At 64.4% G+C, this 12782-nt stretch carries 8 protein-coding genes; 4 read left to right on the top strand and 4 right to left on the bottom strand.

Features of this window, described 5'->3' with window-relative positions; all coding sequences use genetic code 11:
- Positions 1–52 precede the first annotated feature (52 nt).
- The gene (locus ACREP4_RS06855; protein ID WP_431595428.1) at positions 53–2800 is read right to left on the bottom strand and encodes a TonB-dependent receptor; all 2748 of its coding nucleotides are present in this window, start codon (positions 2798–2800) and stop codon (positions 53–55) included.
- A gap of 307 nt (positions 2801–3107) precedes the next feature.
- Between ACREP4_RS06855 and ACREP4_RS06850 the strand changes: the two genes are divergently transcribed.
- Positions 3108–4130, top strand: a complete 1023-nt coding sequence (locus tag ACREP4_RS06850) for a sugar kinase (RefSeq protein ID WP_431595427.1) — start codon at positions 3108–3110, stop codon at positions 4128–4130.
- Positions 4117–4755 carry a bifunctional 4-hydroxy-2-oxoglutarate aldolase/2-dehydro-3-deoxy-phosphogluconate aldolase gene (eda, locus tag ACREP4_RS06845; protein ID WP_431595426.1) on the top strand — a complete coding sequence of 213 codons (639 nt, stop codon included), beginning with the start codon at positions 4117–4119 and terminating at the stop codon, positions 4753–4755. The genes ACREP4_RS06850 and eda overlap by 14 nt, the downstream gene beginning before the upstream one ends.
- A 68-nt stretch (positions 4756–4823) precedes the next feature.
- Here the strand turns inward: eda and ACREP4_RS06840 are convergent, their stop codons facing one another.
- Positions 4824–6677: a sigma-54-dependent Fis family transcriptional regulator gene (locus tag ACREP4_RS06840; protein WP_431595425.1), complete on the bottom strand. Its 1854-nt coding sequence runs from the start codon at positions 6675–6677 to the stop codon at positions 4824–4826.
- Between the two features lie 242 nt (positions 6678–6919).
- Here ACREP4_RS06840 and adh point away from each other — a divergent pair, with 242 nt between their 5' ends.
- On the top strand, positions 6920–8449 hold the full coding sequence (gene adh, locus ACREP4_RS06835; protein WP_431595424.1) for an aldehyde dehydrogenase: 1530 nt from the start codon (positions 6920–6922) through the stop codon (positions 8447–8449).
- Positions 8450–8546: 97 nt separating this feature from the next.
- Positions 8547–9575, top strand: coding sequence for an alcohol dehydrogenase AdhP (adhP, locus tag ACREP4_RS06830; RefSeq protein WP_431595423.1), 1029 nt, complete (start codon positions 8547–8549; stop codon positions 9573–9575).
- A gap of 327 nt (positions 9576–9902) precedes the next feature.
- Here adhP and ACREP4_RS06825 read toward each other — a convergent pair whose 3' ends face one another.
- Positions 9903–10292, bottom strand: coding sequence for a hypothetical protein (locus tag ACREP4_RS06825; RefSeq protein ID WP_431595422.1), 390 nt, complete (start codon positions 10290–10292; stop codon positions 9903–9905).
- A 300-nt stretch (positions 10293–10592) separates the two neighbouring features.
- Positions 10593–12707 carry a TonB-dependent receptor family protein gene (locus ACREP4_RS06820; RefSeq protein ID WP_431595421.1) on the bottom strand — a complete coding sequence of 705 codons (2115 nt, stop codon included), beginning with the start codon at positions 12705–12707 and terminating at the stop codon, positions 10593–10595.
- Between the last annotated feature and the right edge of the window lie 75 nt (positions 12708–12782).

Below are 12782 nucleotides of genomic sequence, written 5' to 3'. Positions count from 1 at the left end.
GTCGCACCATCATTGCCCTGCCCCGGCATTGCGCCGGGGCAGGTTTACCGCATCAGAACTTGTAACGCAGGCCCAGCGTGTACTGGCGGCCGGTCTCGCTGTATTCCAGCGGCAGCGATACCGACGGGTTGGACACCCACGACTCCTGCGCCTCGTTGGTCAGGTTGGCACCTTCCAGGCTGATCTCCAGCTGGTCGCTGATGCGGTAGCGGATGGACGCATCAATGAAGGTGGTGCCGGTCTGCCCATGTACGCCGCGACCGTCGCTGTCGAAGCCCTTCTCGGTACCCGGCACCTGGATCAGGTAGTCGTCACGGTTGGTGGCCGACACGCGCCCCGACCAGGTCTCGCCTTCGTAGAACAACGTGGCGTTCCACGAATTCTTGGACAAGCCGGTGAGGTCGGTCTTCTGCGCCATGACGCCTGCGCCGGTCACGTACTGGATCTTCGATTCCACGTAGGTGTAGTTCAGCTGCGTGCCGAAGTTGGACCACTTGCCCGGCAGGAAGGTGAACGGCTGCGTGTAGTTGAATTCCACACCGGTGAGATCGCCGCCGGGCGTGTTGACCGGCGTGCTGAACACGAAGTCGTCGGTGACGCTGACGTTGAGGTCGTCCAGCAGGCTGGCCGGCAGGCCGCTGCTCGAATACGGACGGGTTTCGCGGGTGTTCTGGATGAAGCTCTCGATGTCCTTGTAGAACAAACCAACACCGAGCATCGCGCCTTCGTTGAAGTACCACTCAAAGCCAAGGTCGGCGGTCTTGGCGCGCACCGGATCCAGCAACGGATTGCCGCCGCTGACCGTCTTGGCACTGCCGCTGACGCTGACGTTTACACCCGGGGTCAAGCTGCCCAGACCCGGACGCGACATCACTTTGGCCGCGCCAAAGCGGATCAGGAAATCCGGGGTGATTTCCGCCACCAGGTTCAGCGACGGCAGGAAATCGTTGTACTCACGGCTGACCGTGGTGGTGATCGGCGTGCCGCTGGCCGATGCCACACCGGTGGAGCTTTGCTTGGTTTTGACGTAACGCGCGCCGATGTTGCCCGACACCGGGATCGAGCCGATATCGAAGTTGAACTTGCCCATCAACCAGCCGCCACGGTCCTGCTCTTCCACGCTGCGGATGCTGGCCGCGTAGTCCGCCAGCGCATAGATGCCCTCGCCGCTGAGGATGTCGAATTCATTGGCGATGCCGTTGAAGTTCGGCACTACCCACTTGCCCGGCGAGCCGGACATGCCGCTCAGACTGGCCAGCTGGGTCATGTTGACCGGAACGATCTTGCTGCCGTTGAACGTCGGCACGGCGGTTTCGTTGCCAACGCGACGGCGCTCCATCGAATCGAAGCTGAAGTTCTTGGCCTGTACGCCACCTTCCAGCGTGAACGACGGGCCGATCACCCAGGCAAATTCCACCTGGCCGTTGTCGAAATCGTTGGTGACGTAGTTCTGGCGCAGGCGGATCGTGGACAGCGTCCAGCCATTGGGATCGGTCGGGTCGATGCCGTAATTGAACACCGGCTTGTTGGCGTTGCCACGGTAGTCGTAGCTGTAGCCAGCGACGTTGAGCTTGTCCATCATCACCGTGGCCTGGATCGGGTTGTCGTGCTTGGAGCGCGACGTACCCACCTTGCCGGTGATGGTGAAGTTGTCGGTCAACCGGTGTTCGCCATCCAGACTGATCTGATAGAACTCGGTGGTCCATTCGTCGTGGCGGTTTTCAGCGCGGATGTCGACGTTGTCCATCTCCGCATAGACCAGCGCGCCGTTGCGGACTTCGCCGTTGTTGACCAGGATTTCCTTCTTACCCTTGTCATCGGACTTGCTCAGGCCATTGGCCTCGATGTACTTCTCATCGCGCTTGGCGTCGATCTTGGAATACAGCGCGTCCAGGCTGAAGGTGGTGCGGTCGCTGGGCTTGAACTGCAGCGCACCGGTCACGCCCAGACGCTTCTGGTCATGCTCCATCAACGTGTAACGCGGGAAACGCGGCGCGTAGACATCCGAGCGCAATGCATCCTTGAACGGCGAAGCGGCGCTGAAGCCGCCGTTGGTGTTGCCACCGGCCCAACGCACGGTGCCGGTGCCCTCTTCCACCGTCTCACGCTCGGAATACGCCACCGACAACAGCGCGCCGAACTTGCCATCGGCCCAGCTGTTGGAAATCAAACCGGCAAAGCGCGGCATCGCCGACTGCGAGGCGTCGTTGTAACCGGCCTGCACGTTGCCGACGATGGTCAGCCCGTCATAGTCGAACGGGCGCGCGGTGCGCAGGTCCACGGTGGCGCCGAGCGAGCCTTCTTCCACATCGGCCGAGGCGGTCTTGCGCGCGATCAGCTGGGTGAACAGGTCCGAGGCAAACACGTTGAAGTCAAAACCACGGCCGCGGTTGGTGCCGCCCTGCCCGTCGCTGCTGCCAACCGTGCTCAGGGCTTCCAGGCCGTTGATGCGCACGCGGGTGAAATCCGGGCCCAGGCCGCGCACCGAGATGTTGCGGCCTTCACCGCCATCACGGGTGATCACCACGCCGGGAATGCGCTGCAGCGATTCGGCCAGGTTGCTGTCCGGGAACTTGCCAATGTCTTCGGCGACGATGGCATCGACCACGCCGGCCTCGCCACGCTTGATATCCAGCGCTTTCTCGACGCTGGCGCGGTAGCCAGTGACGGTCACGGCGTCCAGCTGGGTGGCGGCTGGGCCGGCATCCTGGGCGCCAACCGTGCCCGCCTGCAGGGCCAGACTGATGCCCAATGCCAGCAAGGTAACCGGTGTCTTTTTCTGTGCGTTACGTGGATACATATGTTTCCCCTCTCCAAGGTCTACATGCGAATCGATTGTTCTGGTATGTGCTGCTGATATGCGAATCGACGTTCGAAATAGGCGGCTGATGGCGGATGACACCGCTAGTCAAAACGGAAAGTAACAGCTGCGTGAAAGGGGAGCATCTTGCAGTGCAGCAGGGCATAAAAGCGCTGGAAACCCCTGTCCCAAGGACATTCCGGGGCAATACGGCGACCAGGCCGAGGGACAAACCACTCCGAATGACACCGCTAGTCAAACGTCCATGCCATCATGCCGGCCGGATCGACGGTGAGCAGGAGTCCTGATGAGTTCCACCCGCATTGTCTGTTTTGGCGAACTGCTGCTGCGCTTGGGTGCCCCCGGCAACCAGCTGCTGCTGCAGAGCCCTTCCCTTGATGTGCATGCCGGCGGTGCCGAGGCCAATGTCGGCGTGTCGCTGGCGCACTTTGGCCACGACGTGGCGATGATCAGCGTGGTTGCCGACAACCCGCTGGGCGCTGCCGTGACGGGCGAACTGCGCCGCCACGGCGTGGACACCGGCCGCGTGCGCCGCGTTGACGGCCGCATGGGCTTGTACTTCCTGACCACCGGCGCCGGCCACCGGCCCAGCGAAGTGGTGTATGACCGCGCCGACTCGGCCTTTGCCAACGCCCGCGCCGACAGCTACGACTGGCCCGCGCTGCTGCACGGCGCGCACTGGCTGCACCTGTCTGGGGTGAGCCCGGCACTGGGCCTGGAAGCCGCACAGGCGACGCTGGCGGCAGCGCGCGCGGCCTGTGCGCTGGGCATCAAGGTGTCCTTCGACGGCAACTTCCGGCCCAAGCTGTGGGAGCGGTGGGGCGGGGATGCCAAGGCGATCCTGCGCGACCTGTTTGATTGCGCGCACATCGTGTTTGCCGACTATCGCGACATCGGTGTGGTGCTGGGCGGCGAGTTCGCACAGGCCGACGCACAGGCGCGCGTGGACGCGGCTGCAGCGATGGCCTTCGCCGCGTTCCCGCGCCTGCAGTACATGACCTGCACGCAACGCACCACGCACAGCGTCGGCCACCATTCGCTGGGCGCGATGCTGCTCGGCCGCGACGGCACCCGTGCGGTGGCACCGCAGGAAGAGCTGACCGATATCGTCGACCGCATCGGCGGCGGTGATGCATTCGCTGCCGGCGTACTGCACGGCCTGATCGAAGGCCTTGATGCCGATACCACCATCCGCTTCGGGCTGGCCGCAGGCTGCTTGAAGCATTCCATTCCCGGTGATTTCAACCCGGTCGGCGTGGCCGACGTGATGGCCCTGATGGGCGAAGGAAAATTCGATGTCCGGCGCTGATCCACGCGTACGCGCGATTCTCAAACTGGCGCCGGTGATTCCGGTGTTCACTCCAGACAACATCGACGATGCGGTGCAAGTGGCCAACGCATTGCTGCTTGGCGGCTTGCCGGTGATCGAAGTAACGCTGCGCACGCCCAATGCGATGGAAGCGATCAAGGCGATGGTCGAAGCGGTGCCCGATGCGGTGGTCGGCGCCGGCACGGTGCTCAATGCCAAACAGCTGGAACAACTCAAAGCCGCAGGCGGGCGCTTTGCAGTATCGCCGGGCGCAACCGACCGTCTTTACGCGGCAGCGCGCGACGTAGACCTGCCGTTTTTGCCGGGCGTTGCAACGTCATCGGAACTGATGCGCGGCCTGGAACACGGGCTGGATACGTTCAAGTTCTTCCCGGCGGTGCAGGCCGGCGGCGCGGCCATGTTGTCTGCATGGAACGGCCCATTTGGCGACGTGCGTTTCTGCCCGACCGGCGGCATCAGCGCACAGACCGCGTCGCAGTTTCTGCATCTGCCGAATGTGTTGTGCGTGGGCGGCTCATGGTTGACCACGCGTGAGCTGCTGCAGGCGCGCGATTGGAAGGGGATCGAACAATTGGCGCGTGAGGCGGCGGTGTTGCCGGGTTGATGGTGACGCGGGGTAGGGTGCTGCTGCATATGGTTGATGCAGCTTCGCCCACACCAGAAGGCCTGCTTCTAAAGCTTCAACCGCCGATACAAGGTGCTGCGGTTCACGCCCAAGCGCTTCGCCGCCCGGCTGACATTGCCATCGCACGCATCCAGCGCATGACGCATCGCCTCCAGCGTCAACGCCTGCAGATTGCTTTCGTTCTGCAGGGCAGGGGACATACGCGGTGCATCGCGCAGATAGTCCGGCAACATCTCCACCTCGATCTGCGCATCGGCATCGGTCAACGCCACCAAGGTGCGCAGGCAGGCCACCAGTTGCCGCAGATTGCCGGGCCATTCGTATGTCGCCAGCAACTGCATCGCATGGGCCGAAAGCACACGTCCTTGCGCGAGTGGTTGCCACAAGGCCTGCACCAGCGCCGCGCGATCCTCGTTCTCGCGCACCGGCGACAACCGCAGTACATGATCGGCAATGCGGTAATACAGATCCGAACGGAAACGTCCTTCGGCCATCGCCTGCTGCAGGTCGCAATGGGTGGCGCAGATCAGGGTGAAATCCAGTTTGACCGGCTTGCCACCGCCCAATGGTGACAACTCGCGGTCCTGCAATACACGCAGCAACCGCGGCTGCAATGCCAGCGGCATGTCACCGATTTCGTCCAGGAACAACACGCCGCCCTGCGCTTGCCGCAACAGACCCTGGCTGCCTTGACGACGGGCGCCGGTGAACGCGCCTTCTTCGTAGCCGAACAGTTCGGCTTCGATCAATCCTTCCGGCAACGCCGCGCAGTTCACTGCAACGAAGGGTTTGGCTGCGCGGCTGCCCTGTGCATGCAGCGCGCGCGCGGCCACTTCCTTGCCGGTGCCGGTTTCGCCCTGCAGCAACACCGGCAAGCCGGCTTCCAGCACACGGCCGGCGCGGAGGAGTTGTTCGCGTTGTTGCGCATCGAACACCGTGGCACTTGCCGGCGCCAACAATGTGCGTCGCGGGGCGGACATCGGCACGCGCGACGTGGCCGCCGGTTGCCGCGCACGCACGTCATCCACGCTGCCGCGCAGGATGCGACCGCTGCGATCCTGCAACAGGCCGTCATCGCGCATCCGCGACAGCGGTGCGTCGAACAAGGCTTCGTAGGACGCGCGGCCGATATCGCCATGCTCCAGTCCGAACAAACGCAGGCCAACGCCGTTGGCCGCTACCAGGCGGCCATTGCGGAAGCCGAGCACGCCTTCGCCTGCGGTATCGAGCAGGGCAGGGTCGTGATGCAGCCGCAGCAGTTCACATTCGGCCAAACCGTCCTCAAAGAAGCGGTGCTCGATGCGGTTGGCGGCCAGCCGCGCCAGCCCCAGCGCATGCTGCTGTTGCACGCTGGCCGGGCCGGTGATATCGAGCACGCCGGCCACCTGCCCGTAAGGATCGAAGATCGGCATGGCCGAGCAACTGAGGATGCCGTGCGGGGCGAAGAAGTGTTCGCCGCCGCGTACTTCCATCGCGCGGCCTTCAACAATGGCGGTGCCGATGGCATTGGTGCCCACCGCAGCCTCGCTCCAGCACACGCCCGGCATCAGCGCCACGCGCCCGGCCTTGTCGAGAAAGCCCGCGCTGCCTTCGGCGTTGAGGATCCAGCCGGCCGCATCGGTGAGCAGCACGATGCTGTCGGTACTGGCCGCATGCGTGCCCAAGCCGTCGATCTCGGCGCGTGCCAGCCGCCACAACCGTTCATGGCTGTCGCGCAGTTCACGCAGGTTCTGGCCGGGCAGGGGCTCCAGCTGCGGCTCTGCGTCCACCGCCAGACCGCTGCGCTGACAGCGCCGCCACGATTGCAGGATGGTGTCGGGCACGGTGCCCACGGGCAGAGTGCCGCGCTCGAAGAACGAACGTCGGGCATTGCCCACGCGGTGTTGCGGTGCCAGCGCCATGACAACTCCTGTGTCGCAAATTGCGACAGGTGTTCAACCCTGTGTCCCGATTAACAACACACCCGGCAGCTAACTGCAACGCGGGCACCCGCAGCGGTACAGCAAGGCCCGGGCAAGAAGCCCATCCCCACGGCGTTTGCCGGATGACGCGGCGCAGCACAACGAAGTTGGCATCGACCTTGCGCCCTGTGTTGACCACACCGCCGCGTGCGGCCCCGATCAACGCAATCTGGAGATGCCCGATGAATGCTGTTCCTTCCGCCAAGCCCCTGGCCACCGATCCGCAGTCGCTGTTCAAGCCGCGCTACGGCAACTACATCGGCGGCCAATGGGTGGCGCCGCGCAGCGGCCAGTACTTCGACAACGCCACGCCGGTCACCGGCAAGGTGTTCACCGAAGTGGCCCGCTCCAATGCTGACGACGTTGAACTGGCGCTGGACGCCGCGCATGCCGCCAAAACCGCCTGGGGCGCGACCTCCACCACCGAGCGCGCCAATATCCTCAACCGCATCGCCGACCGCATCGAGGAAAACCTTGAGCTGATCGCGCATGCCGAGACCTGGGACAACGGCAAGCCGATCCGCGAGACGCGCAATGCCGACATCCCATTGATGGCCGACCATTTCCGTTACTTCGCCGGTGCGCTGCGTGCGCAGGAAGGCAGCCTGTCGCAGATCGACAACGACACCGTCGCGTATCACTTCCAGGAGCCGCTGGGCGTGGTCGGGCAGATCATCCCGTGGAACTTCCCGCTGCTGATGGCGGCGTGGAAGCTGGCCCCGGCGCTGGCCGCCGGCAACTGCGTGGTGCTGAAGCCGGCCGAACAAACCCCGGCCTCGATCCTGGTGCTGATGGAAGTCATCGGCGACCTGCTGCCGCCGGGCGTGCTCAACATCGTCAACGGCTTTGGCCTGGAAGCGGGCAAGCCGCTGGCCAGCAGCCCGCGCATCGCCAAGATCGCCTTCACCGGCGAAACCGGCACCGGCCGCCTGATCATGCAGTACGCCAGCCAGAACCTGATCCCGGTGACGCTGGAACTGGGCGGCAAATCGCCCAACATCTTCTTCGCCGACGTGATGGCCGAAGACGATGATTTCCTCGACAAGGCGGTGGAAGGCTTCGTGATGTTCGCCTTCAACCAGGGCGAAGTGTGTACCTGCCCGTCGCGTGCGCTGGTGCAGGAATCCATCTACGAAAAATTCATGGAACGCGTGCTGGCCCGCATCGCCGCGATCAAGCAGGGCAACCCGCTGGACCCCAACACCATGGTCGGCGCGCAGGCATCGGAAGAGCAGCTGAAGAAGATCCTGTCCTACATCGAGATCGGCAAGGCCGAAGGCGCCGAAGTGCTGATTGGTGGCGAGCAGAACCACCTGGGCGGCGACCTGGCCGACGGTTTCTACGTCAAGCCAACGGTGTTCAAGGGCCACAACAAGATGCGCGTGTTCCAGGAAGAAATCTTCGGGCCGGTGGTGTCGGTCACCACGTTCAAGACCGAGGAAGAAGCCCTGGCCATCGCCAACGACACGCCGTACGGGCTGGGTGCCGGATTGTGGAGTCGCGATGCATCACGCCTGTATCGCATGGGCCGTGGCATACAGGCAGGCCGGGTGTGGACCAACTGCTATCACGCCTATCCGGCGCACGCGGCGTTTGGTGGCTACAAGCAATCAGGCATCGGCCGCGAGAACCACAAGATGATGCTCGACCACTACCAGCAGACCAAAAACCTGTTGGTCAGCTACTCGCCGAAGAAACTGGGTTTCTTCTGAACCGCACACCGGCACGCGTGCCGGTTTGATGACGATCAAGGCACCGGCAACGGGCCGGTGCCAGAGTTCACTCCACGCCGTAGAAGGAGATGCATGCATGAACAGAACCATGAAGGCTGCTGTCGTACGTGAGTTCGGCAAACCGTTGGTCATCGAGGAAGTGGTGGTGCCGCGCCCGGCAGCGGGCGACATCCTGGTCAAGATCGAAGCCTGTGGCGTGTGCCACACCGACCTGCACGCGGTGGAAGGTGATTGGCCGGTCAAACCCAATCCGCCGTTCATTCCCGGCCATGAAGGCGTGGGCCATGTGGTGGCGGTGGGCGCCGGTGTCAGCCACATCAAGGAAGGCGACCGCGTCGGCATTCCGTGGCTGTATTCGGCCTGCGGTTATTGCGAGCACTGTCTGGGCGGCTGGGAAACGCTGTGCGAAGCGCAGCAGAACAGCGGCTACTCGGTGAACGGCGGTTTCGCCGAATACGCGCTGGCCAATGCCAATTACGTCGGTCATCTGCCCAAGGAAGTGGGCTTTGTCGAGATCGCGCCGATCCTGTGCGCAGGCGTCACCGTCTACAAGGGATTGAAGGTCACCGACACCAAGCCCGGCGACTGGGTGGTGATTTCCGGCATCGGCGGTCTGGGCCACATGGCGGTGCAATACGCCAAGGCGATGGGCTTGAACGTGGCCGCGGTGGATATCGACGACGGCAAGCTCAAGCTGGCCGAACGCCTGGGCGCGACCATCACCGTCAACGCGCGCAACACCGATCCGGCGGCATTCCTGAAGAAGGAAATCGGCGGCGCGCACGGTGCATTGGTGACCGCGGTATCGCCGAAGGCCTTCGAGCAGGCGCTGGGCATGGTCCGTCGAGGCGGCACGGTGTCACTCAACGGCCTGCCGCCGGGTGATTTCCCGCTGGACATCTTCGGCATGGTGCTCAACGGCATCACCGTGCGCGGCTCCATCGTCGGCACCCGCCTGGACCTGCAGGAATCATTGCAGTTCGCCGCGGAAGGCAAGGTCGCCGCGACGGTCAGCACCGACAAGCTGGAGAACATCAACGACGTGTTCAAGCGCATGCACGCTGGTGCGATTGAAGGTCGCGTGGTGTTGGATTTGAGTGCTTGATTTGAGTGTTTGAGAGAGGTGGCAGGGTCACGTTGTTGAGGCGGTTGTATTGCCGACAAACGTGAAAGACGCACCCCTCTCCCCAACCCCTCTCCCGCAAGGGGAGAGGGGCTAAAGCCAGCCCGCTTCAGCTGTTGCTGTTGCTGTTGCTTTGGCTACTGCTCTACTCCTCTCCCCTTGCGGGAGAGGATGCCGAAGGCAGGAGAGGGGAAGCGGCAAAGCCGCGCACTTAATGCTGCAGCACTTCAAGCCAATGTGAAGCACAACTTCTCCCACAAACGTGGAGAGAAATTAGAAGCAGCGGCACGCCTCATCCACTATCCAAACCTAACGCACATGCACCGCCGCAGTCGGCATGCGATCCAACGCCAACCACGCGTCCTCGATCACATCGCGCACCTGTTCCCAGCGCAATCGCGATTCCCCGCGTGATTGTTCCCAGTGCTCCGCCAACTCCACTCCGGTATCGGCACTACCGCGCGGCCAATCCGCCGCATGGGTCACCAAGGCAAATGCATACGCAGGTTGCAGATCGCGCCAGCGCTGTGCGCCGCGCCGTCGTCGGGCGTAATCATCCAGGCTGTACTGCACGAAGTCCTGGGCGACTTCACCTGCATCGTGCTTGTTGCGGCTCAGGCGCGCGCGGCGCATCACCGTGGGGTCCGCGCTGAACAGCGTGGGCGGGGCCCGGTACTCCGTACGGTCAAGACGAAACATGGCACTAATCTCCTGCTGGGGGGACACAGTTACCCCCGCCTCCGTCAGCAGGCCGTGATACGCCCGTTACCGGTTGGTGAAGCGCTCGTGGTTGGGGTGAGTGAATGGGCGTTGATGATGAAGAACGAGAGCAACCTCACCCCTCCCCAATCCTCCCCTTGCCTGCGACAAAGGGAGGGAGCGGCTGTACCTGCACTGTCAGTTCGCAGTGAGGGCAGCCTCTGCCCCCTCTCTTGCGCATCGCGCAGGGGAGGGCTGGGGAGGGTGCGGTTGCTTCAAGCCTTACCCCCAAACCCCCACCTACCGCCCCCATTCCCACTGCAACCCCAGCGTATAGCTGCGATCCGGCCCCGGCTCGAAGTAACGCTGGTTGCCGTCGTTGACGATCACCGAGCCGATGTAGCGTTGATCCAGCGCGTTATCCACACGTGCAAACACCCGCAGCGGGCCGTGTGCGGTGGGCCACTGGCGGGCTGCTTCCAGGTTCAACAGGCCGTAGCCCGGCGCGCGGGTGTCGCCTAGATCACTGACGCCGATGTCGCTGGCGGCCACCACTTCGGCCGCCCATTGCCACGGGCCCGGACGCCATTGCCAGCGCGCGCTCAATTGCTGGCGCGGTACACCGGGCAAGTCGGTGCCGGCGGCCACCGGATTCAGCGGCACGGGGCAGGGCGCGGGCAGGCCAGTGCAGGTCAGGTAGCCGGCGCGCACCGTGGCCTGCAGCCAGGTCCAGGCCAGCTGCAGTTGCTGGTCATGCGCCAGCGGCTGCCACCAGCCCAGCTCCACGCCTTGGCGCCGGGTCGCGCCGATGTTGCGATAGCTGCTGCGGCCGCCGCTGTTGCGGGCTACGGCCAGTTCGTCGTCGGTGTCGGCGCGGAACAGCGCCAACTCCAGCCGCGCGCCACTCTGCGAGCGCCATTTGCCGCCCAGTTCGTAATTGCGACTCAGTGCCGGCGACAGATCCAGCGCCAGCCCGGCGCCGCCATCGGCGCGATAGCCCAGCTCGTTGAAGGTCGGCGTTTCAAAGCCGCGACCGGCCGAGGCATACAGGCGCAGGTTGTCGTTGGCGCTGAACACCACACCCGCCACCGGCGTGGTCGCCGAGTAGTCGCGGCGTCCGCTGTCATCCGGGTTGCTGGCGGTGATGTAGCGGTCATCGGAACGGAACCGCACCTGGCTGTGCCGCGCACCCACCAAGGCCGACCATCGCGGGCTGAACTGCCACCACGCCTGCGCGAACTGATCCACGTTCTCGACCCGATCATGCTGGTTGCGGCGCAGTTTTCCTTTGATGCCCTGCGCGTCGCCGATGAAATTCTCGTAGCCGCTGCGGTGCTGGCGTTGACGGTCGACGTTGGCGCCGATCACCAGTTCCAGCGGCTTGCCGGCCAGTGCACCATGCCAGGCCCAGCGCGCGTCCAGTCCGCCGTAATCGCTGTCCAGATCAATCACGCCGCCGGAATGCAGGGGGCTGTTCTGCGGCCCCGGTGGAATCGCCAGGAATTGCTCGACGCTGCGCTGCCCGGCGTAGCCCATCAATCGCCAGGTCTGCTGCGCGCGGTCGAGCGTGTAGACCGCACCGGCCTGCGTCTGCTGCACCGACTTGCGGGTGTTGTACTGGTTGGCCACCGCCGTGGCCTGGCGTGGGTTCGCACGCACCTGCTCGCGGCTCAGGCCCAGCGGGTCCTGCGCGTGCGGCGCGTCGAAAGCGTTGATCAGCAGCTCCAGCCGCTGGCCGGGTGCCAGCTCAAACCCCAGCCGCGCATTGAGCGATTCGCGCCGCGCCGCGCTGTGGTCGCGCCAGCCATCGGTGCGGAAGTGGTTGGCCGCCACGTTGTAGTGCATGGCCGCCGCCTGACCGGTGAGCTGCACGCCGGTGCTGAGCGTGTTGTTGCTGCCGACGCTGCTGCGCAGCCGCCACGGATCACCGCGCTGGCCGTCGGCACTCCACAGCTGCAGCACGCCCCCGGAGGAATTGCCGTACAGCGCCGAGAACGGCCCACGCAGCACGTCGACCCGCTCGGCGCCCAACAGGTTGAAGTGCGACAGCTGGCCCTGGCCGTCGGGCATGGTCGCCGGAATGCCATCCACCAGCAGCCGCACGCCGCGCACGCCGAACGTGGAACGCGCGCCGAAGCCGCGGATCGACAGCTGCGTGTCCTGTGCATAGTTCTGCCGCTCGCGCGCCAGCAGGCCCGGCACGCCGCCCAGCGCCTCGGATATCAGCGCACTGCGGCCGTTGCCGTCGGTCTCTACCGTGGTGGTAGAGGCGGGCAGATCGAAATCGTCCACCGCATGCACCTTGGCGGCCTGCACTTGCACAGTGCCCAACATGGCTGGCATTGGCTCGGCGGCGTGCGCAGGCAGGGCCAGCAGCAGTCCAAAAAAGGCGAAAAAGCGTTTACCTATTCCCATCGCGCCATGATCACCGAAACTGCGTGACCGCCGCATCCGGCCGGCAACCGAAGTTCCACCTGAAACCCCTGCGGC

The organism is Stenotrophomonas sp. (genome assembly GCF_050737575.1).
Taxonomy (GTDB): Bacteria; Pseudomonadota; Gammaproteobacteria; order Xanthomonadales; family Xanthomonadaceae; genus Stenotrophomonas.
This window is presented reverse-complemented; position numbering and strand designations above follow the sequence as displayed.